The 21,734-nt window shown below is 40.1% G+C and carries 18 protein-coding genes; 6 read left to right on the top strand and 12 right to left on the bottom strand.

Annotated features, from left to right (window positions below; all coding sequences use genetic code 11):
• Positions 1-303: 303 nt before the first annotated feature.
• The 5 genes from BT999_RS10115 to BT999_RS10095 all read left to right on the top strand — a co-directional run bounded on the left by BT999_RS10115 (position 304) and on the right by BT999_RS10095 (position 6,661).
• Positions 304-1,539 (top strand): DUF262 domain-containing protein, encoded by a 1,236-nt coding sequence (locus BT999_RS10115; RefSeq protein ID WP_072697675.1) that lies wholly within the window; start codon positions 304-306, stop codon positions 1,537-1,539.
• On the top strand, positions 1,536-2,576 hold the full coding sequence (locus BT999_RS10110; protein ID WP_072697674.1) for an AAA family ATPase: 1,041 nt from the start codon (positions 1,536-1,538) through the stop codon (positions 2,574-2,576). Before BT999_RS10115 ends, BT999_RS10110 begins: the two co-directional genes overlap by 4 nt.
• Positions 2,567-3,430 carry a hypothetical protein gene (locus tag BT999_RS10105; RefSeq protein WP_072697673.1) on the top strand — a complete coding sequence of 288 codons (864 nt, stop codon included), beginning with the start codon at positions 2,567-2,569 and terminating at the stop codon, positions 3,428-3,430. The genes BT999_RS10110 and BT999_RS10105 overlap by 10 nt, the downstream gene beginning before the upstream one ends.
• Before the next feature lie 217 nt (positions 3,431-3,647).
• The gene (locus tag BT999_RS10100) at positions 3,648-4,349 is read left to right on the top strand and encodes a hypothetical protein (protein ID WP_143145545.1); all 702 of its coding nucleotides are present in this window, start codon (positions 3,648-3,650) and stop codon (positions 4,347-4,349) included.
• Positions 4,346-6,661: a DEAD/DEAH box helicase gene (locus BT999_RS10095; protein ID WP_072697672.1), complete on the top strand. Its 2,316-nt coding sequence runs from the start codon at positions 4,346-4,348 to the stop codon at positions 6,659-6,661. The genes BT999_RS10100 and BT999_RS10095 overlap by 4 nt, the downstream gene beginning before the upstream one ends.
• On the opposite strand, the gene BT999_RS10090 is transcribed toward BT999_RS10095, so the two are convergent.
• The 4 genes from BT999_RS10090 to BT999_RS10075 all read right to left on the bottom strand — a co-directional run bounded on the left by BT999_RS10090 (position 6,604) and on the right by BT999_RS10075 (position 8,545).
• Entirely contained in the window at positions 6,604-6,837 is a 234-nt protein-coding gene (locus tag BT999_RS10090) for a transposase (RefSeq protein WP_072697671.1), read from the bottom strand. The two genes, BT999_RS10095 and BT999_RS10090, sit on opposite strands and share 58 nt — an antisense overlap.
• A gap of 211 nt (positions 6,838-7,048) precedes the next feature.
• Positions 7,049-7,426: a hypothetical protein gene (locus BT999_RS10085; RefSeq protein ID WP_072697670.1), complete on the bottom strand. Its 378-nt coding sequence runs from the start codon at positions 7,424-7,426 to the stop codon at positions 7,049-7,051.
• 3 nt (positions 7,427-7,429) lie between these two features.
• A complete protein-coding gene (locus tag BT999_RS10080; protein ID WP_072697669.1) occupies positions 7,430-7,795 on the bottom strand; it encodes a hypothetical protein in 366 nt (121 codons plus the stop codon).
• Between the two features lie 234 nt (positions 7,796-8,029).
• On the bottom strand, positions 8,030-8,545 hold the full coding sequence (locus BT999_RS10075; RefSeq protein ID WP_072697668.1) for a hypothetical protein: 516 nt from the start codon (positions 8,543-8,545) through the stop codon (positions 8,030-8,032).
• Positions 8,546-8,664: 119 nt separating this feature from the next.
• Between BT999_RS10075 and BT999_RS10070 the strand changes: the two genes are divergently transcribed.
• Complete coding sequence (locus BT999_RS10070) at positions 8,665-9,222, top strand: RNA 2'-phosphotransferase (RefSeq protein WP_072697667.1); 558 nt, start codon at positions 8,665-8,667, stop codon at positions 9,220-9,222.
• Here the strand turns inward: BT999_RS10070 and BT999_RS10065 are convergent.
• The 8 genes from BT999_RS10065 to BT999_RS10030 all read right to left on the bottom strand — a co-directional run bounded on the left by BT999_RS10065 (position 9,191) and on the right by BT999_RS10030 (position 21,675).
• Positions 9,191-9,709: a hypothetical protein gene (locus tag BT999_RS10065; protein WP_143145544.1), complete on the bottom strand. Its 519-nt coding sequence runs from the start codon at positions 9,707-9,709 to the stop codon at positions 9,191-9,193. The genes BT999_RS10070 and BT999_RS10065 overlap by 32 nt on opposite strands.
• Before the next feature lie 12 nt (positions 9,710-9,721).
• Positions 9,722-10,264, bottom strand: a complete 543-nt coding sequence (locus BT999_RS10060; RefSeq protein WP_072697665.1) for a hypothetical protein — start codon at positions 10,262-10,264, stop codon at positions 9,722-9,724.
• Between the two features lie 517 nt (positions 10,265-10,781).
• On the bottom strand, positions 10,782-11,384 hold the full coding sequence (locus BT999_RS12625; protein WP_218587515.1) for a hypothetical protein: 603 nt from the start codon (positions 11,382-11,384) through the stop codon (positions 10,782-10,784).
• A gap of 18 nt (positions 11,385-11,402) precedes the next feature.
• Positions 11,403-11,717 carry a hypothetical protein gene (locus BT999_RS10045; protein ID WP_072697663.1) on the bottom strand — a complete coding sequence of 105 codons (315 nt, stop codon included), beginning with the start codon at positions 11,715-11,717 and terminating at the stop codon, positions 11,403-11,405.
• A complete protein-coding gene (locus tag BT999_RS12755) occupies positions 11,708-11,857 on the bottom strand; it encodes a colicin E5-related ribonuclease (protein ID WP_178139344.1) in 150 nt (49 codons plus the stop codon). Before BT999_RS12755 ends, BT999_RS10045 begins: the two co-directional genes overlap by 10 nt.
• Entirely contained in the window at positions 11,847-12,584 is a 738-nt protein-coding gene (locus tag BT999_RS10040) for a hypothetical protein (RefSeq protein WP_072697662.1), read from the bottom strand. Before BT999_RS10040 ends, BT999_RS12755 begins: the two co-directional genes overlap by 11 nt.
• A complete protein-coding gene (locus tag BT999_RS10035) occupies positions 12,568-20,001 on the bottom strand; it encodes a hemagglutinin repeat-containing protein (protein ID WP_084650683.1) in 7,434 nt (2,477 codons plus the stop codon). Before BT999_RS10035 ends, BT999_RS10040 begins: the two co-directional genes overlap by 17 nt.
• Before the next feature lie 51 nt (positions 20,002-20,052).
• Complete coding sequence (locus BT999_RS10030) at positions 20,053-21,675, bottom strand: ShlB/FhaC/HecB family hemolysin secretion/activation protein (RefSeq protein ID WP_084650682.1); 1,623 nt, start codon at positions 21,673-21,675, stop codon at positions 20,053-20,055.
• Positions 21,676-21,734: the final 59 nt, after the last annotated feature.

Raw genomic sequence — 21,734 nt, 5'->3', positions numbered from 1 at the left:
AGCCTACAGAATTATAATCAAAGTGTTCTAAGTTAGCTGTTTTTGGCTGTAATACCACAGAGTAAAGGTTATGACAGACGTAAATGCAACTGATGGGCTTTAAAACCATATTTTAGCAATTTGGATCTTCTATGTATTACGCTATCTTGATGCATTTTGTTGCATTCTTTATTTTCTTGAGGTAAACTATCTAAGAGAATAATTAAAATGAACAAAATATTCACAGGATGCAAATGTGGAGTGAGTACACAAAAACTTTAATTAGAGAGATTATCTCTAAAATCTATACACGAAGGTTCGACTATGAAGGCAGATCAAACTCCATCTCAAGATGATGACACAAAACATGTTCTTCAAGAGCGTGGAGCGGATGGAGCTGAGGCTGGAGTTGAGCAGGAGGGGGAAGAAGAGTTAACTTACCCTTTTGACCCTGAGCAAATTTCAATTTCATCACAAATAGTCCCATTGTCTTATCTTATAGAACGAATTAATGATAATTCAATTAGTTCTCCACCAATACAGCGTGGAAAAAACTTGTGGACGCCAACTCAACAAAGTAGATTGATCGAATCCTTAATGCTCAAAATTCCACTCCCTTTGTTCTATGTATCAATTGATAAAGAAGAGCATTGGTCTATTGTTGATGGATTGCAAAGAATTTCAGCAATACGAAATTATATTGTTAACAAAAGTTTTCAGCTAACAGGACTTGAATTCCTAAAAAATGAATGTGATAATTTAATTTACAGTTCTCTTCCAGCAAAATATCAAAAAAGAATAAAAGAAACTCAGCTGCAGTTTGCTACAATCAACGCCACAACCCCACTAGCAGTTCAAAGAACAATATTTAAAAGACTGAATACTGGGGGACTTCCTTTATCTGCACAAGAAATTCGTCATGCTTTGCATTTCGGAAATTCTGCCTTATTGCTTGAAAAACTTTCCAAAACCGATGAGTTTACACAAGCTACAACATTTTCAATTAATGACTCACGTATGGCAGCACGAGAATTAATTCTCAGATTTACAGCATTTCTTGTTCGTGGTGTAAAAGCGTACCCTCGTAATGATGATATGGATGAGTTTCTCTGTGAAACAATGCAATTCATGAATGCTATGCCTGATTGTTCAAAAGCAAGGTTGCAAAAAGAGTTTTACAAACTTCCTGATAACATTGACTGCAAATATACAAACCTAGAAATCATTGAGGAAAAATTTATTTTAGCGATGAAAAGAGCACGTGACTTATTGGGTGAAAACGCCTTTAGGAAGTCGACCTCATATCAAACATATAGAACACCAGTTAACAAGGCTCTCTTTGAAACTACTTCTGTCATTCTTGCTGAGATGTCCGAAAGTGACTTTAATATCGTTTTGTCAAAAAAATCGCAACTGTCAACAATGCTTAATTTATTGTTCAATGCAGACCCAAAATTTAGTTTGTTTATATCAAAAGATAGCTTAAAATTTCATAGCGTCAATCATCGATTTGACTTACTAAAAAAGGTATTCACAACATTACTACAGGCTGAATCATGATAAACAATATTCATATGCAAAACTTTAAGTGTTTTACTGATGTATCTCTATCTCTACGTCCAATTACAATCCTTGCTGGACTCAATAGTTCTGGAAAAAGTACAGTTCTTCAAGCAATAAGAATGTGGAGCAAGGGAGATTTACTCTCTGGACACGGTCCAGAAAAAGAACTCCGTTCTTCTTTGGGGGGAACATATAGTATTGGCGTGACTTGCGAGAACGGAGAGTGCTCTAATATTTTAGATTTTCAAAATCCAGTTGAAGAAGATACAGTATCCTTAAAAACGTTACAGATAAAACAACCTGTACACTTTATAAGTGCAAGTCGACTCGGACCACAAACCTATTTACCTCTTAGAGTTGACAGAACGGATGATCATGTTGGGGATAATGGAGAATATGTTGTTGAGATATTGAGAAGCTACTTAATAAAAAGTGGAGTTCCAGAAAAATTGCGAGCTAAAAACGTCAAAGTTGCTGGTTTGCGAGACAACATTGAAGGCTGGCTCCGTGAGCTATCTCCAGGAGTGCAGTTCCAATATCATTACACTGTTGAAGCAGACATTGGCAGGACAGAATTTTCCAACCATCGTCCAACAAATGTTGGATTTGGCTTATCATATGTGCTTCCAATAATCGTCAGTGTGTTGTCAATAGCGTCTGACGAAATGAAGCGAATGAAATCACAGGGAACATTTTTACCCATACTTCTAATAGAGAATCCAGAATCCCATCTCCACCCTAAAGGACAGACAATGATGGGGCGTTTCTTGGCCTACGCTGCCTCGTGTGGAGTTCAATGCATTATTGAAACTCACTCCGAGCATGTTTTTAATGGAATTCGCTTAGCTATTAAAGAAGGCTCACTTACCGCTGACTCAGCGATAGGGTATTTTTTTGAATATAACTTCTCTAAAGAAATGAGTACTGCTCAACCCATATTTTTTGATAAACATGGCATGTGCGACTGTTGGCCGAACAATTTTTTTGATGAAAGTGAAAAAACACTTTTGGAGCTTATTTCGCCATGCCAATGATCTATTTTAATACTGAAATAGGGCAAGCAGAAAACGCTGAGAATGCAAAGCTGGCTTTACTCCAAACTGCAAAGACCTATTCCAGAGTAAAACAACACTGTTCAGCCATTTATCAAGAGTGTCATGATGTACTCTCAATATGCCTTATCCATGATGAGCATGGATTTTACCATAGCCTTAAAGACTGCTTTCGTAGTATACCAAAAGAAAATTCAGAAGTTAAGCTTATGATTTACGGACTTAGTAAAGGCACTAGAATTGATGTCCAAGAATTTAACAATCTTGAGGGTTGGCTAGTAGATGAACTAGATGTACATAGCCCTTTGATGGAGTATGCTACAAAAAGGAAAGGAATGTTGTTGACTATTGCTGTTACTAACGATTGGAAGTGTGACTTCTTTACCTTTAGAGAACAATCCTGTCAACTTCCAAACATATGGGGGCAAGAAAATATTAACCGAATAGAACAGTGGATTGAATCTTGGTACATAATGTACAATTCCCATAGTGCAGAATTACTTAGGAACTGTAATGATATTATACTTTGTCCTGGAGCACTCCCTGAAGAAACATTTACGCACAAAGAATGGATAAACATTGGAGAACATTTTAGAAGAGTTCGAGAGAGGGATTATACAGTAGACAATAGTTTAATGAAACATTTATTACCAAATAAAACTAAACATGGGCCACTATATGAGTTGCGACTGGTTGGTGATGGAATACGCATTCTTTTTTCTCTTCGAGAGAGTAAGCCAATCATTGGTGGTTATTACCGATATGGAACTGGAGAATCACTTGTCAGAGACAACAACTCAAAAACTGCCATAACACGAATTAATGCCCATAATTAGAATTTGCTTTTAGCTTTTTATATGATCCACTTGACGAAAATTTTGGAAGACAAAAACTTTCACAAATTACTCTACTTTGATGTGAAGTACTGATATATGTGTACACCATGGCATATGTTTGATTATTTAGAATCAGCTATATTGTTTTAGCCTTTACCTATATACTTATGCAGTGCATAGGTCTTGATAAGAAAACAAATAACATGCATGGTGACTTATGGATATCCTAGAAAGCTACACAGTTAAAAACGTTGACTACTGTTACACTGATGATACTGTTATTTATTGTGCTCGAGTAAAAGTTTCTAATGTTAGTGCATACGCTAAAGAAATGATAGATGCAATCAGCAATACTAGTTGGTTAAATCCTTTAGAAATAGTTTCAAAACGAACGTTTGCAGCGACAGCACAGCCCACTATTAACAAGCTAGTCTCAGATATTCTCGGAAAGGTCGAAAATACCGTTACGGAAGAGTTTGGGGAATACATGGTCTCAAACTCTGCCCTTAAAGCTCTTGAGAAAAGCTGGGGGCATAAACCTCTGCCTTTAGCTGAACTTTTAAAGGAAAAAATATTGGGAAATCCTGGATTTGATTTTCACACTGAAAGTCATACCGGTTACATTTCTTTTGGAGAAGCAAAATACAGCTCAAGCGTTAACCCCTACTCTAACGCTCTTACACAAATTATAGAGTTCATAGATAATAAAAAAGACGAAATGGAATTTGGTATTGTTAAAAATTTCGTCAGTAGCAAAGCCATGAACAATGCACTCGACGGTGCAAAGGGTTATATTGCCGCTTTTTCAATTAATGCAGTTTCTCCAAACACAATTATGCAAAACGCTGTTTCCTCTAAGCACACAAAACAACTTACCTGCCATAAGGAAATTTATTTAATAGGAGTAGAAGTCTCATGATTGCTGATCTAATAGAAGGAACAAATGCAAGGGATGATATTGAGCAGATAATCACTAGCATTCACAAAAATGGACCAATTGCACCTGACCTTTTAGAACGATTAGCTTACTATAAAAAATTCCATCCCGTTATTCTTTCAGAATATGAAAACCAAATTGTTAGTGTTATGGGATTATTCTATAAAACATCAAATTCATCATCTAGTGTTCTTGAAGAAGTATACAGTATTTTCTCTTCAGCAATTGCAAGTGAGTTCGGGGCAAATTTCACACCTGTTCAGGCAAGTGCATACAAACAGATAAGCTCGAAACTCTATTTTTCTTTTTCTGCCCCAACAAGTGCGGGCAAGTCATTCTTATTTAGAAATATAATAAGAGACCTTAAAGGAGATATGGTCATAGTCGTCCCTTCCAGGGCTTTGATTGCAGAGTATTATCAAGAGGTTATTTCAGTTGTTGACAAGTCAACAATGGTTTTGCAGTTTATTGATAATGTCAATACAAGCAAATTGCGTAATAGAATTTTCATCATAACGCCTGAGCGCGGGATGGAATTATTTAGAAGAATACACGATTTTAATATAGAAATATTCTTATTCGACGAAGCCCAAATTTCTGAAGAGTATATACGTGGAATGAAATTCGATGCGTTTGTCAGGCGAGTTGATAGATACCTTCCAACTGCCAAGAAAGTATTTGCTCATCCATTTGTTGTTAATCCAGAAGCACAGCTAGAGAAACATGGCTTCAAAGTAATGGCTGCTGCCCAAAACTATAGACAGCAAAGCGTTGGTAAGCTTTTTATGGTGCATGAAGCAGGAATTTTTTCTTTTTTTTCCCCTCATACTAATACAAAAACTATTTCGTATCATAGGGATATTGTTGAAGAAGAATTGGGAAATGGGGGCACTCTTTTGGCGTATGTATCAAAAGCCTCGATATACAATAAGGAAATATTTGAACGATTTGGTAAATATATTGAAATGTGTCCTAAGGTGGTTGATACCCAAGCCCTTGCGATAATCAGCAAGCTAAAAGACTTTATTGGAGCTTCTGATTCAAATTCTGATAAATATTCTATGATGATTAATCTGATGGAAAAAGGGATAGTCATACATCATGGATCGATGCCTCTTAGAGCCAGAATATTGGTTGAAGAGTTTATACGTAGTGGTTTTGCTAAGATTTGTTTTTCCACATCGACATTAGTACAAGGAATTAATATGCCTTTTAGTGTAGTTTGGATAAACAATTTTTATAACCTCATGGGATTAACGCTTAAAAATCTAATTGGAAGATCTGGAAGGACCTCGAGTAAAACTCACTTCTTTGACTTTGGATATACAATTGTTGAGCAAGAAAATTTAAAAACATTCATAGAGAGATATAATGTAGATTTTTCACTCAAGAGCAAATCAATGCTTGATGAAGATTTTTCGCGAATTGAAGAAGATTTGAAGGATATAGCGGAGGCCATTGCTGAAAATTCATTTAATGACGAGCTAAATCTTCCTGAATCGCAAGTTGAACGAATAAAAAATTGTGATATTTTTAATTCTGTTTCATTCATACTTGATGTAATATTTAGAGATGGTGAGGTTATAGGAGGAAACGAGTATTACGCTCTCAATGAGACCATACGCAAAAAAGTGAAAAATGAATTTATAAACATATTTAGCTCTCATTTGCGAAAAAAACAACTGTTACCAACAGAGAAAGCCGTTCTAAGTGCGGCTGTTCCTATTATTCTTTGGCAAGTTCAAAGCACCTCTTTTAGTCAGATTGTTTCTTTAAGGCATGCATGGATTAGCAAAAAAAAAGAAAGAAATGAAATTCGTAAACAATTTGAATTAGGAAAAATTGTTCACGAGGAAATGAAGAAGCAATTAGAAGCATTGAATACAAGATACAGCCCCCGTGCATCAACAATTCCCAACAAGGACCTTACCAGAGCAGGTATATTCCCAGAAACAGCATCAGTATTAGATGTTAGCTATGATCTTATCGTGTATGATACATATGATTATTTGGATAAGGTTATTGCAATTTCAATGGCAGACCCTCTTTGTGCTGCATTTTCTCTGTATAATGAAAAGTATCAAGACAAACGTGCAGAAAAATTTATCAATTATGTTCGCTATGGGACAGACGATCCCATAGAAATTTGGCTTTTGAGGTACGGATTCTCCTTTGAAGATTTAAAATGGCTTCATGAAGTCGTTGATAATGTTGATAGCACACAAATATACTTTAATCAGGGGGTTAACTCAATTGCCCAAGAAAAGTATGCTTTAATTGAAAGATTTTTATAGTTCGAACGGTTATGCTCTTTAATTCGTTTAATATCCCCGCTATACTTAGATTTCCAACGGTAAAAAACAGCGTTGCTAACGTCATATTCACGGCAAACATCAACCACAGTTCGCCAAGCCTCTGCCTGTTTCAAAATTTTAACAATCTGAAATTCACTAAATTTTGCCTTTTTCATAAAAAAACTCCTGTCCGTATTTTGGACTAAAAGTCTCTCTTTTACAATGGGCCTATTTTAGGGGAAGTGAACAAATAGAAAACTCCGCACTTGACAAAGTCCCTGCACCGCTTGCACCTGTTCCTGTACCGGCAGTGAACAATGGAGCGGCGGCTATTATTAATATGTAGTCATAATTCTCTGAATCCTAAGCATTTATTTGCAATTATTCTCACCACCATTTGGGATAATTCTTAAATGCATTTAACACCCTATAAAAGCAATCAATATCTAGTAGTTGCACATATTCAACATTCAAAGTGCTTGAAGAAAATGTTTTTTCGCAAATAGAGCAAGTAAAGACAGTTTGCTGATCATTTTCCTTAACAGACATTCTGAATTCATTGCTCATATCAAAAAATACACCTTCTTCACGCCTTATTAAGCTTTCAGTAAATACATCAAAAGTGCTACAATCCACCCAAATTTGTTTTTTAAAAAGTGACAAGTTCATTGTTAATGTACAGAAAAATGAGATAGAAGGAATGACATCATCACACTCTATTTCATCAAATTTAAGTTTACAGTTTTTGCTTATCTCAATTTCCATTTACTAAATACTCCATGTAAAATAACTAGTCTGATCAGGGACAACATCAATATCTCTATCAATCTCCCATAAGATTGATAACGCGTTGTCGTTTTCATAGTAATTTATGCTAGAAGGTACAGGTAAAATATTTCCGTTTATACAATCATATATTCTGATCTCAGAGATGTTAAGTCCTGAATATCTTGCCCAGTTCAAAAACTGATTTTTCACATAAAGAGGTAAAGCCGCTTCGTTTGACTCTAAATTTTTGAAGGTTCTTCCAAATGCACTATATAAATTTAATAGGTCTGTTACATCGACTCCATTCACCTCAAGTACAAATGCAATATAGTAATCATCTACTTTATAACCCTCAAAGTAGCACATGGCAGTAGCAATACTTTCTTGTGAATCATGCCCGTCGTAATTCCATGAAGAAGACGTGAGGGAAAAGGTATCATTTTGCTTTATATAGACATCCCTCCCAAAATTAAAACATGTTCATTCTGGAATGAATGCATTATTGCCTTTATATCTTGTTTTTTGAACAAGGTGACAGTGTATCCCTCTGTATTATATATAATTCCATAGCTTGTGTAAGCCCAAAGAAGAGATTGCATATTAGTTTGTCAAAGAGGCTTTTAAGTATTTGTAATAATTATCTATAAAGTCAATGTCATAGAGTTCTCCCTGTCCTTTGTCTGTAAAAAATTGCATATCTCTATCATCTACGGGATCATACCCGCAATAATAATGAGAGACATTAAACTGTAACGAAATTTTTTCACACCATTTATGCAAATCCTTTATTGAAGGACAACAACTATTATCAATAAAATTCTGCACATCAACAAGCAGTCGAACATCAACTACTCCTCTTTCTTTAAATAACAAAAGCGCCTCTCCTTTTAGTTGACAATTTGCAAGGATTAATAATTTTGTATGGTACGCCATAGAAAAATCATCATTTGTAGCAAGAAAGGCAAAAAGTGAAGGCGAAAACAGTTTTGGAACATGACAGTTCGGTATTGTTGAATTTACCGCTACAAGATTATCTTCATTATTTCCTAAAAAACGAAGCAGAGCAATACTCATTTGTTCTGGAATATCCTGAAATAAAAATTCTAAAACATTCATAAATTAGCTCCTAATCAATAAACCCTTTAAAGGTTAGAGTGTTGGTATCTCAACATATTCAACTTGACATTGTCTAAGCTTTCCTTCACTCATACAAAAAATACGAAGGACATTGTACAATGGATACTACTGCAACAAGCAAGTTTTTAAGTTATGTCTTGCGCCATGATCCGGCTCACATTGACCTTCAGCTTGACTCAGAGGGATGGGCCGATGTTCAGGAGCTTATAGCCAATGCACAGTCTAATGGCGTTCAACTAGACCTTACAGCCATACATAACGTTCTTGCAACATCTTCAAAAAAACGATTTGTGTTTTCTGACGATGGAAAAAAATTGCGGGCACTTCAAGAACATTCTACTCCTCAGGTCAATAGACAGTTCCAAATTATGCCTCCACCACCAGTGCTTTATCATGGTACAGCCACACGTTTTTTACAGAACATTCTGCAACAAGGTCTTGTAAGTAAAGAACGGCAGTACGTCCACCTAACAACAGAAGAAAGCATTGCGATGGAAACGGGGAGGCGCTATGGCTCCCCCGTCATACTTAGCATTCAGGCAAAAAAAATGTCTGATGCTGGCTATACGTTTTATCTTGCCGAAAATGATGTTTGGCTAACAAAACATATTCCGCCTCAGTTTATCACTCAAACGGCTGCCCGTAACAATCCTTGAGAAATAAGTATTCAATACCATGCTGTTCAATAAGTGAATAATACTTATCCTTTTTGTCATTATGGTTTTCGCAGAGGACGCGAGGTTCAGAAAGCTTCCATCCTGTTGCAACTATCTGAAAAAGTACATTATCTGCCTCCAACGATAGTCCATAATGCTTGAATGTACTGTTCGCTCTTTGCCAATGTTCAGACCATTGTTTAGCCCAAGGTGAATTTTCTACTTCATAGAGGCAATTAAAAGTAAGTGTCCCCTCAGGCGCCCAAGAGTCCAATAGAGATGGGCCTGGAGATGCTTCTTCAAGGAAAAAACTGGGTAAAGGGAAACTAAAACGCCTAAGACGAATTTGCGATTTGTTTTTGTACGTTTGATCATATAGAATGCCAATATGCAACTCTAAATCTACATTCGCATAAATATATCCGCTGCTTCCGTGGCCTGGGAGCCAAGCGAAGTTATCTATACGCGTAATTTTGTTTTTCATCATATATAGCCTATTTTAGGGAAGTGAACACTTTTTCAACAATAGATTATAAATTTTTATCCCGGGATAGTCATTGAGACATGTATATCTTTCACGGTAATAACAGTTCCAATAGCTAACACATCGCTGATACATCAGTGGTAACCATGCAGGGTTTTCTTGAACAAAAACTGTAAGGAGCTGATCTGGCAATGAGTCAAATTCATTCAATACAATTTCGGCAAGCTCAACAACATACTCTTCAACAAGTTTTAAAATATAAGGAATAATGTATAGCTGTATATCCGCTAAATGAATCAAATAGCGAAGGCATTGTTCTCTCACATATCCGTTGTGATGCCTACTAAAAAAGGCTGCTGTGAACGTTCGATGCAAACCTTCTGGAATTTTTTCCAAATAGTCATTGTATTCATTATAAATACGGTAAGGAATAATGAGACGTTCACCATTGATAGTTGCACAAAATATTGTATCTGTTTTAACTATTTCTTTATATGGTAAGAAGCCTGTAACGCTGTTATCAAGAATTTCCTTTGGAAATAAATGATAGGCAATCATAACGCCTCCTTGTGATAATCGTCGTCTGGGTCAGTGGCAATGATTAATTCTTTTTTTGTTGCCAATCATCTATTCGTTTCTTCTCTTTAAAAAAAAGACAGAGTGCATCATTCTCTCTTTCTATAACCCCTGTGTAATGAACATATGAAGTTACTAACTCATGATAACCAATCAGTGCATTTATATGGAATAGATCAAATAAACAACGGTAATCAACGTCCGAGTATGTCGTGCACATTGACCAGTACGGAGGTAACAACGCATTTTGTACTTCAAAGAAATATGAAGGTATGAAAAACGGGTTTTGCTCTGGCTGGCAAATCAAATAGTCAACACGGCATGATAAAAATTGAAGTCCATACACATTATGCAGTAAACCCACATTCAAAAAACTGAAATCAGTTTTTTCCGTTTCATAGTTACATCTGGAAGCCACAGGTAGTACGTTTACAGAATTAGATATGCATCTTACTTGCATATTGGTCTCACTATTTTTATTTCTTTTTTCATGATAAAATCACTTGAACTTAAAGTCATCAACAGCCCCGGAGATTGTATTTCTAACATAATGAATCTCTACTCCATTTACATTTTTAGCCATTTTCACCCAGCCTTCGGTTGAAGGCCAGCGTCCAGTCAAATTTATGTTTAAAACAAGCCCGCTTAACGGATCAGACACAACCTCTTTCATGGCTAGTTGTTCTTTTAAATTAACAGGAACGTTTCTTCCAGTTCCTGTTTTCGTAATCTTTTTAATTGCCCCTCCGTTTTCTGCGATTTCAAAGATAGTTTGCTTTGCAGGTAAACCATTAACTACTCGAGCAATCGTAGGAAACTCCGCACTTGACAAAGTTCCTGCACCGCTTGCACCTGTTCCGGTGCCGGCAGTGAACAATGGAGCGGCGACTATTATTAAGTTGACAGTAGCTCGACCTCGTTCATACGCATTGGGTGCATTGTCAAATTGTTTAAACGCTTTATCAAAGGCTTTACGATACTCTTCAGGATATTGCAATAGAAGATTACCGAGCCTTTCGGGGTTAAGGAGTAGCTTACCCAATTCTGAGTTTACTTTATTAGCAAACTCATAATCTTCTTGATAAAGTAGTCCTCCTGTCAAATGGAAAACAGTAAACCCTTACGGCTCTAAAACAAATTCAAAAAATAAATTTTGAGCAGCAGGCTCTGAAAGTACTGTCCGAGCTGCCTTAAAACATCGGCTCAAAAATATTTCTCTTGGTTCATTTACCGAATGAGAACAGTCTAGAATGTAGTCCATTCTAGGCATAATATGATTTTCCGAAATTTCAAAGCCGTCAAATCCTAAGAGTCCGTAATTATTTTGCTCCAAATAGTCAATGAAAGCCAGTGCGTCTTGGCAACTGAATAGAGGCACACCATAGCCCAATATAATTGTTGCTCTATCGAGCAAAAAACGCGGTTCTACTCCCATGGTGCTTTCCAATCCTTATCAAATTTATCTGAAACTTGTACAATGTCTCTGGTTCTATCATTCCGTACAACATATGACCCGTCTTTTGAAAAAGAGAACTCACATATATTTATATCACAGATCACGTTATTATGAGTCATTAGGTTGCTCTGCGTTTGTTGGTACTTTGATTCCATATTTTTCAAAAATAGACCCTATTTTGCGAACCCTCTTAGCCGACACCTCCCAAGCGATTTCGCGCCCCCAGTCTTTTGTGAATTCTTTCAGTTTTTTTTCCGATAGACCAGGGATAATCTCTGATGTATTCCCTTTGCAATAGGCGTCTGGATGCAAAAACGGAGTACCTTGCATATACCAGCCATCAAGTATTTCTGCTACGGCTTCATCAAATGTCGTGGCATACACAATTTCTCCATCGTAGCAATCATAATATCCTGGTTTCCCGTCTGGAAAAAAAAGTTGCTTTCCGATTGTTCCCATGTCCGCATATGAACAAAGATCGCCATTGAGACATATGACTTTTATAGTTTTGTAATAACTATCTCGTGTTCTCTTCGCCCAAGAGAAAAGAGGGTTCTGTGAATCCAGGGACTCTCCGACAGTATACACGTGACCGAGTATGTGCCGATTTGTTTTTGGCAATAAAGTTGGTATATGTCCATTGAGCAAATCATTACCTTTCAGCTCTTGGGGATCAGTTCCATTATGGATTTGTATTAAGCTTGTGATGAGTAGTTCATTTTGCTGCTCATAACCAGTATGTGCAAAGATGATATTATTTAACTCATCCCAGATGTATAGCGAAATTTCACCTTCACAGCTTTCTAATACTTCATAAATACATTGTAGATTATTTTGTTTTTTCAATGAAATTACTCCCACTAAGTTGAAGAATTTCTTTTGTAACTCTATCAATGACAACAAATTTGCCAGTAGTTGGATTCACGTATCTTATGGCTTCATTTCCGGGGTTCACCATATTGGGAGCAGAATATTGTGTTCCTGTTTTTATCGTTTCCGATATCTGTGCTGGTGTCCAATCCCTTGAAGTCATTTGATTTGTCCATTTGATATCGCTTTTAAATGCACCAAGCTGCCATAAACCTTCAGGATCAACTCTCACCAGCCCTGATGTGTCAACCTTACTGGGTTTAACAGGTAGTTTCTCCCCAGCTTTACTCACTGTACTTCCAACTCTACCCAAACTACCGGTTGAAGCCCCGATACTTTTAGTGAGGTTGGATAGAGTCGGAAACTCCGCACTTGACAAAGTCCCTGCACCACTTGCACCTGTTCCGGTACCGGCAGTGAACAATGGGGCGGCGACTATTATTAAGTTGATAGCAGCTCGACCTCGTTCATACGCATTGGGTGCATGGTCAAATTGTTTAAACGCTTTATCAAAGGCTGTACGATACTCTTCAGGATATTGCAATAGAAGATTACCGAGTCTTTCGGGGTCAAGGAGTAGCTTCGTCAGTTCCACGTTTATGTTATTAGCAAATTCATAATCTTCTTGATAAAGTAGTCCTCCTGTCAAAGGATGCACTACCGTTCCATTAAAATAGCGTGCTATCGACTCTGCCGTGATAGCAAGGCTCTGTGCAGCATCTCCACTCGCACTTGTGGCTCCTAGAGAGAATTGAATGAGCGACTTAATCCCTTCTAAATTTTCAGACGAAAACGAACTCACTAAAGAGGGCGTAGTCAATTGCAACCATATTTCTAATACTTTTGGATCATAAGTACCATCTTCGTTTTTTGCATTTTCCAAAAGAAATACATATTCTTCACCTAGCAAGGTATTTAGAATCTCCAACTTTGCAATTGTTGGATCTACCCCCGCAGCAATAAGCTCATCGAGTTTCTCCACCAGTTTTTGATTAATAAGCACATAATTATCATCTGGCTTGGTTTCTAATATAGATCTAATTTGTTTGGTTGCTTCCTCTATTTGACTGGCAATCCCCTCACCATTATTGAAAATCTCCTCAAGTGCTTGTTTGCTTACATAAATATCCGTATACGCTTCTTTATCTTTCGTAATCTCTCTTGCGTTACCAAGGTCTCTATTTAGACCGTCAAGGCTACCGTCGGTTTCGGCATCAGAGTTACTGCGTACAATAATCTCGCCTTCGCTAACGGTAGGACGCAAGACGCCTTCTTTATCATGGCTGGCGTAGTTCCCTTCGAGACTATTTGGCTTGTATTCTGTGTTACCACCTTTACCGTTTTCCGTTTTAGTGGTGTAGTCATAAGGTTTTGTTCCCAAAATCTCTGTGTCTTGGTCAAGCCCACCATTGCCGTTGTTAACACTTCCGGAAACGTTAAATGACCAGTCGTAACCTTTATTTTTGTCTTTTATTTCCTCAAAGGTTAGGGTGTTGGTATTGAGGGTTAAATCGCCACCCGGTTCAGTGGCAATGATAGCCCCTTTGATGTGGGTGTTGTTTTCCACATAAATGTCTACCTCGCTACGCCCCACAATACTGGTCTGTTGCCCCACCCAGTCGGAATCTGTTTTGCCTTGACCAAAGCCAGCGTTGCCCGATGCCATAAAACCATAGCCAAAGGTAACATCTGCCCCGACATTCCATGAGTAATTCTTGCTGTCATATTGATCTTGTAAACTGGCAACGGTTAAATCGCGACCCACGTCCATCCATACCCGATCGCCTTCAAGGTGAGCTCCGGCAACCGTAGTATCACGCCCGGACGAGGTATACAAAGTATCCCCAGCCACAATCAGGGCGTTGATATGAGAATTATATTCGTCCTTAAAACCTGAACCACCGGCTTGAGCATTGACGTTAATGCCCGCCGCCGCACCACCGGAACCATAGCCTGCTTTCAGGCCAAAGCCGCCTCCGCCACTCTCACTTTTGGTGTTGGAACTGCCACTGTCTTTGGCACTGGTAATAAGCAAATCACGTTCTGCATCTAGAACCACATCGCGTCCACCGAATATCTGTCCACCTTCAATGGTAATGTCTCGACCTACATCCGCCACCACATCTCGCCCGGCGGTTATGCTGGACGGTCTGGCGGTGGAAGATTCAGCATTGTAACTGGTTTTGCTATAAGAACCACCAGCTGTAACAGAGGCGGAAGCATATTCGGAAAGTGCCCCTTTTACGGAGTCGACAGCCCGCAGACCTGCACTGGCGGCGGTCGCAGCGGTATAGCCTGCACCACCTTTTCCGGCGGTCATGTCTTCCGGCAAGTCAATAAAAGTTTTAGCAGCATCTGTCACATTTTGTCGCAAAGAACCTGTTATACCGCTATACACTTCCTTCACATACTGATGCAGAGTTTCTTGATCATAAGAAGCTAGCATATTCCAATCTTGCCCTGCGGAAAGAGCCACGTCGCGTCCGGCTTCAATGTGTGAACCAACCTGATTCACATCACGTTCTGCACTGATAATAACGTCATTCCCGGCACCAATGTAGGAACCTGCGGTATAGTCGCCCGTGCGTTCCACTCCTTGTTCCACAGATGTATAGCCTGCGAATGTACTAATGTTGCTTAGAGAAAACGTATTATGTATTCCGATAGTTTCTTTTTTCTTAGTGTATTGGGCGGAGTACTGGTCCCTGCCGGGAATGAGGTTTACATCTCGTCCTGCGAACAGACCAAGATCATTTTCCGCTTGTATGGCAGAACCGATAACAGACACATCACGCTCGGCTTCCAATTTTATGTTATTGCCCGCCGTAAGCACACTTCCCACGTTGCTAGTGTTGCTTGTTACACCTTTTTCGGTTGTTTTTGTTGCAAAATCAACATTGGTAAACGGCAAATTAGCCCCTCCGGTGAGAGATGTTATCAGGTCGAATGTGATAATACTGCCTAAATTTATATTGCTCTTTTTGGTCTCTTCCTTACTCCAATGGGTATCTTGTGCAGCAGCTACGACTATATCACCATTTTCGGCCTTCACGCCAAGGTCGTTTTCCGCATGCACCTTGCTACCGGCAATAAGCACGTGTTCCCCGGCATTGATGATTACGTTGTTTCCGGAAATAGTCGAAGCCACAGAGGTTGTGCCACCTTCTGCCTTCAAGGACGACTGAGAGGAAAGCAAACCTTTTTTACTGTTGCTCTCCATGGATGAGTAACTTTCCGTACCAGAAACCATAATAACATCGCCTGTGGCCTTCATGCCCACATCGCCCTGACCCTCTACGTTGCTGGCCTGCATAACAATGCTACCTAGGCCTTTGTCGGCATCTGTACCCGCCTGCATGGCAATGTTGCCCCCGGCGGTAATAGAAGAACCAATAAGGGAAGTGCTGTCTTGTTGCATTTCATGTGCACGAGTTTTACCGAATAGTCCACCCGAAGAAGATTTTTCCTTCAGAGCGTAATGTTGTTCCCCTTCCAAAGCCAGCATACTTATGTTGCCACCCGCAGTCAGAGAAGCATCTTGTTTTGCAGAAACAGAGCTTGCAGCGAGTGTTATATCGTTACCCGCACTCATTTGTAAATTTTCACCAGAAACACTGCTACCCATTTGACCCGTCATGGAAGCACTATATGACTTTACACTGCCACCACTACCACTGTTCTGCATATTCACAGCCTGAGCACCAAGCAGAATATCATTTTCCGCATGCAGTTGGGTAAGCCCGCCACCATCAATTTTTGCCCCTGTCAGAAGAATATCGTTTCCTGCTTCTAATTGTAGAGTGCCTGTACTGCTAACTTCTGCTTGTTGCCCGCTACGAATATCCAGCCCGCTGTTTTTCAGCATAACGGTTTCCAGACGAATGTCCTGTCCTGCACTCAGCAACACATCTCCCCCACCTATGGTACCACTTTGGTTGATGAGACTACCATCAGCACGGGCTATCAAACGGTTGGTTCCAATAATATCACCACCACGGTTTAACAGGTCTTCTGTAGCAACAAGTTGCACCGTATTGCCTTGTATGAGTCCGGAGTTGGTAATGTTGGTGCTTGTAGCGACAATTTCATTACCTGTAATCATTGCTCCACGCACTGCTATGGTTGCTTTGGTGGCATCTGCAAGGTACAGACGTGGCACCAGTACTGTTTGCCCCATGTATGTTTGTTCTTCCAGCCACACAATATCTTTTGTCAGGCTGGCTATCTGTTCGGAAGTTAAAGCTGTACCCACAGTCAGACCAAGGCTTTGTCCTTCTTCTGCTGCGTTATCCATAAGGCGATGCATTGTTTCCGCGTCATCGGCAATATCTTCAAAAAGGTAGCGGTTACCTGTTTGAGCAAGAATTTGTTCACGTATCATGCGTGTTTCATAAAAAGCATCACCCAGCAGCATAGCGTGCGAAGCTTCTAGGTTAAAACCCATACGGGACAAGAAATATTCTGACCCATAAAAATATCCCAGATTGGTTAGGCGTGGGTCAGTTTCAATTAAATACGGGTGTGAAGGATTTTGAGAGAGTACAAACATGCCACCTACACCCGGTCCTATGCTCGCGAAACCACCAGCTTCACGACCTGTTTCTGTACTTATAATGCCTCCAACCGCAAGATCGGAAAATGCTGGAGTGCCACTTGTTTTTCCCAGATACTCTTCTCCTCCCATAAGGGTAGAGTTGTTGATTTGATCAGTAACGTCTAATATAAGTAAACCTGCGGCTGTAATAACGGAAGGCACCGCACCAACTACTTCGGCAATACTAAAATACACACTATCTTTTTGAGCTAATTCAAATGTCCCAGATGATCCTGTACCTACAAAATAACGTTCACCTTCCATGTATGCACGCAAATCCACTCCCTGATTCACAAGAGTGTCTGCCGTAATAGACATATCACCACCTGCAGAAATGGTGCTGAGGGTATTTTCCAGTCGTCCCACATTTAACACTATATTAGTTCCAGCCATGAGTGAGGCACTTTTTGCTGGCGTAATAATTTTATCGCTAGTGTAGTATAACCATTCCTGCATACCTTCGCCCTTATTAGGTATATATGCAGGAATTCCATACTGTCCTTGCATCGCATAAACGTAATTTGCAACATCGCCTTGACGTTTTTTAAGCTGCACCCTACTGGTTAGATAGTTTTTACTACCGTCTGGACCAAAAGGTAGATCAGGAGAACGACTTCGATCAAACCCATATCTACTCCAAAATCCATCATCAAAACTGACAGCGTTAGAGTCGTTTCCATTAGGATCGCCCACCCAGCCGATGATGGTATAATCAAAATCATCCACGGTTTTTTGAATTTGCACTCCGGTTCCCTCATTATGGAGCACATCTGCATCCACAGCAATGCCACCAGTCAGACTTTCAATAGTGGAAGCCCGGTTGTGCAGTTTTGCCATGCGGGTTCCTGCATCTCGACCAGTCAGTATCATGTTCCCTTGGCTTAGCAGGTCTGCACCGTCCATGTTAGCAAACAAATTACGAACATGGGCAAAAAGTATATCACCAGAAAAAATCAGACCTTTATTGGTAAGGTTGTTGGCAAACAGCTCTAACCCACCAAAACCAAGTAATGCACTGGAGGCACCAACAGTAATATCTTCTACCGCATCAAGCTCCAGCGTTCCCGCCGTGCTTACAGAGCTTTGAGCAAGGGAAACAGCATTCGCAGAAACCTGTGCATTGCCATCAAATACAAAATTCGTATCTATGAAGTTCAAGTCGTTGCTGAACGTGAATAAAGCACTCCCTCCTGCATAAAGGGCTACTTGTTGGGTCGTTCCCATACTTTGACCACTCACGTCCAGTATATTGCCTGCTCCATAGAAGCCTCCTGAAAATAGAGCAGAAGACAACACAGAAATGTTCAAATCTCGTCCAGCATATATGCTGCCATTGGTTGAACCTACATCAAGTCCTGCGACAGAAGTAATTGCTTCTCCTGTACTGTGCAATGTTGTGCTACTCAGGGCAATATCTCTTCCTGCCATAATAGTGGAGTCAGAAAGGGAAGAAACATCTGATGCTAACTTCACATCATGTTCAGCCAATATCTTGGAATTACTCAGGTTTAAATTCTCTGTTTGAACGGCAACATTTTGACCTTGCAAGGTTGTGTTATTGGTCAAAGAAGTTTCCATTGCTGCCAGTTCCGCCTTCAATCTAGCAGAAAGCAATGAACCATCACCAAATACGGTGGCAGAATCAGACCACATAAACAGGTTGTCACCCGCATGTATGGTAACTCTTTGTCCTTCAAGGTTAGCACCTTCCATGTGCAGGTCTTTTCCTGCAACCAACGCTTCATTTACTTTAACAGTATTCTCATTGGCTTTTACAACAAGATTATTCCCTGCCTTGGCAGCACGAACCGTCAGTTTACCTTCACTGGTAATATCAAGATCGTTTTCTGCTTGCACAAGCCCTTGCAAGTTAACCCCCACCCCTTTTTCAGTAGAAACCAAGGTTATTTTTCCAGCATACATACCACCAAGAGCGGAGGAGTCAATGGCTACAACGGGAGGTTGTGAGCCATCTGGTTGCAAGGCTGTAACTTTGCCTGTTTTAACTTCATACGTGTTTGCTCCAGCAACCACATTCAGGTCTTTGGCATATACCTCTGCATTAATTTGAGCCGCACGGCTGATGATATCAAAGCCGGTAACGTTGGAAGCGTTAATCCCCATTCCTTCAACGTTCACCGAGCCTTGACGTACATCAAGTTGTTGAAGGGAACCATCTGCACCCAAAACTGTCTTGCCGGTAGTTACCGTAGCTCGGTTTGTGTTCAGAAAACCACCACCATTAATGGTTACCCCATTGGGGTTGGCAAGAATAACGTCTGCCTTTTCTCCAAAAACCTCAATATATCCTTCAATATGAGAACGGTTGCTGCTAGTAACTTCATTGAGTATGGCAGAGGCAGAGCGACTGCCGGCTACGTTGGGGTTGCCAGCTACAATACCACCAAGCTGGGAAACACCAGCCTTGGCAGAGTTGTTAAGAATGGCTCCCTGGTTCTGCACATTAAAGTCTGAATACTTGTTGTGCGAAAGACCGGACTGATTGGGAGCTACAATGTTCACCACAGGGACGCCATTTTGGGCGGCATCTACACTTGGGCGGTTATTTGCATTTGCAGATGGGTCTGCCACAATACCCCCGGCAAAGGCAACAGGTGGCATAGCAAGCATAAAAATAAGAATACTGATAACAGTATGTTGCACAACGAGGGAAAAACACCGCATTAATTTCTTTGATAAGGAGGACAAAGACAGAATAAGAAACCGGTTTCGTTTCATCACTGAAAAACATGGTTTAGTTGAAGTATGGCAGGGGTAGGCTTGTTTGGTTGTCTTCATTGTTGATTCCTCGCTCGCTTATCTTTTGTTCTTTTTCAATTTATTTGGCATCTAAAATGTGTAACGCAAAGAAAAATAGATTTCTGTGTCGTTTTTATCAATATAAGAAGGGGCGTTTAATGGTTTGGAAGCCGTAAGGTCAAAGGCAAGGTCTCCTTGAGTACGCAGACCAAGGCTTACGCCATCTAGACTGCCACGTTCAAAGGGGTCATTTTTGTCTTTGATAATGTGTCCCAAATCGTATGCAGTGTACACCTGCATGTTGTTGAAAGGCATATATTTCAGAGTGTTTTCCCCAAAAGGAATATTCCATCCTGCTTCGTTGCGTACATAGCCACCCTGATCGCCTGTGGCACTTTCTTCATGAAAGCCACGCACAGAATTACGACTGCCAATGGAAATACGCTCTGCTCCATAAAGTGTGTGCTTGGTAAGCTGACCATATGCGGAAAGGTGGTAGTAAAAAGACTGCCCTTCAACTTCTATTGGACGATACCAGTAGACACTGCTGGAAAACTTGTGAAAATCCCCTCTGGGTATAGAGTGTCCATGATCTTCTTCCTCTTTAGTACCCAATATTGGCAAACCCTGTGTATGATCCAAAGATCCACCCAAAGAACCACCCAAGAAACGACGGTTATGACTCAATGAAGTGGTAAGAGTTGTTAAAACATAACTACTTGCTATGAGTTTCTCTTCTTCAATGTAATTTTTCACATCTCGGTTGGTTAAAGCAACGCTCAGGGAAGTTTTACTATCTGCATTACGGTACAACAAACGTTCCGCTTGTACGGAATGGGTATCCGTGGTTCCTGTTGAGGAATAGTCCGCATTCATGCCGTGAATGTTACTTTCATAAGAAAAACGGCTCATATTGGCAGAAAATGTCCACTTGCCCCAGGGAATTGAGGCGAAGGAGGAAAAACTCTGGTTGTGTCCCTCATTAGATCGGTTTTCCATAGACTGCTCTACAAGCGGTGAATCTGCGTTCCAATAAACGGCAAACTGGTCGCCAACACCCAAAAGATTGTCTTTTTCAAGGAACAGGTTATACTGCCACTCTCCGGAACTACGCTGACCAAGATTATCGACTCCACCGCCAAAACGCCATGAACGTTTTGGAGGGATTTTCACATTAACCACTGTGCCGCCTAATTTTTCCCCCGGTGCAAGTTCCATGGTCGCCTGTTGCGAAGGTAGACGATTCAGTTGGTCCAACCCTTGTTCAATGTCTCGCAAGTTCAGAGGCTTGCCTTCAAGCCCGGGGAAGGCCATATACCCTCGGTAGTAGTAATTTTTATCCCCCTCATTGATCAGAACTTTCTCTAGGGTTCCTTCCAAAATCAAAATGTCAAGAACCCCCGGCTCGTTGCTACTTGGCTTGACAAATGCACGGGCAGTTACATAGCCACGCTCAATATAAGCATTCGTAATATCTCGTAAAATATTATTCACCTGTGCCAAAGAAAGGCATTGGTTTTCGTATTTTTTCGTGATAACTGCAAGCGTACTGGGCGATATAAGAGTTGCCCCTTCAAGACGAATAGAATGAACCTCTACACACGGAGCATTTGCCTGTTCAGGTTCTTTTTCAAACTGCTTGGGTTGCAAACCAGGGCGTTCTGGGGCATTACGTTGAATAAATATCCCCCGGCGTAGCCGGGGGTTTTTCATATGCGCCTGTAAGGCTCTGTTGCTAGCTGCACCCTAACAGGTGCATAACCGTCTGGCAT

Source organism: Desulfovibrio litoralis DSM 11393 (assembly GCF_900143255.1).
In the GTDB taxonomy this organism is placed as follows: domain Bacteria; phylum Desulfobacterota; class Desulfovibrionia; order Desulfovibrionales; family Desulfovibrionaceae; genus Frigididesulfovibrio_A; species Frigididesulfovibrio_A litoralis.
Note: the sequence above shows the minus strand (reverse complement) of the source record. Positions and strands in the feature narration are given on the sequence as shown.

What these genes read in the sequence shown, in the direction of transcription:
- BT999_RS10115 (WP_072697675.1), top strand. Translation starts at nt 304, where the DNA reads ATGAAGGCAGATCAAACTCCATCTCAAGATGATGACACAAAACATGTT.
- BT999_RS10110 (WP_072697674.1), top strand. Translation starts at nt 1,536, where the DNA reads ATGATAAACAATATTCATATGCAAAACTTTAAGTGTTTTACTGATGTA.
- BT999_RS10105 (WP_072697673.1), top strand. Translation starts at nt 2,567, where the DNA reads ATGCCAATGATCTATTTTAATACTGAAATAGGGCAAGCAGAAAACGCT.
- BT999_RS10100 (WP_143145545.1), top strand. Translation starts at nt 3,648, where the DNA reads ATGGATATCCTAGAAAGCTACACAGTTAAAAACGTTGACTACTGTTAC.
- BT999_RS10095 (WP_072697672.1), top strand. Translation starts at nt 4,346, where the DNA reads ATGATTGCTGATCTAATAGAAGGAACAAATGCAAGGGATGATATTGAG.
- BT999_RS10090 (WP_072697671.1), bottom strand. Translation starts at nt 6,837, where the DNA reads ATGAAAAAGGCAAAATTTAGTGAATTTCAGATTGTTAAAATTTTGAAA.
- BT999_RS10085 (WP_072697670.1), bottom strand. Translation starts at nt 7,426, where the DNA reads ATGGAAATTGAGATAAGCAAAAACTGTAAACTTAAATTTGATGAAATA.
- BT999_RS10080 (WP_072697669.1), bottom strand. Translation starts at nt 7,795, where the DNA reads ATGTGCTACTTTGAGGGTTATAAAGTAGATGATTACTATATTGCATTT.
- BT999_RS10075 (WP_072697668.1), bottom strand. Translation starts at nt 8,545, where the DNA reads ATGAATGTTTTAGAATTTTTATTTCAGGATATTCCAGAACAAATGAGT.
- BT999_RS10070 (WP_072697667.1), top strand. Translation starts at nt 8,665, where the DNA reads ATGGATACTACTGCAACAAGCAAGTTTTTAAGTTATGTCTTGCGCCAT.
- BT999_RS10065 (WP_143145544.1), bottom strand. Translation starts at nt 9,709, where the DNA reads ATGATGAAAAACAAAATTACGCGTATAGATAACTTCGCTTGGCTCCCA.
- BT999_RS10060 (WP_072697665.1), bottom strand. Translation starts at nt 10,264, where the DNA reads ATGATTGCCTATCATTTATTTCCAAAGGAAATTCTTGATAACAGCGTT.
- BT999_RS10045 (WP_072697663.1), bottom strand. Translation starts at nt 11,717, where the DNA reads ATGGGAGTAGAACCGCGTTTTTTGCTCGATAGAGCAACAATTATATTG.
- BT999_RS12755 (WP_178139344.1), bottom strand. Translation starts at nt 11,857, where the DNA reads ATGACTCATAATAACGTGATCTGTGATATAAATATATGTGAGTTCTCT.
- BT999_RS10035 (WP_084650683.1), bottom strand. Translation starts at nt 20,001, where the DNA reads ATGAAGACAACCAAACAAGCCTACCCCTGCCATACTTCAACTAAACCA.
- BT999_RS10030 (WP_084650682.1), bottom strand. Translation starts at nt 21,675, where the DNA reads ATGAAAAACCCCCGGCTACGCCGGGGGATATTTATTCAACGTAATGCC.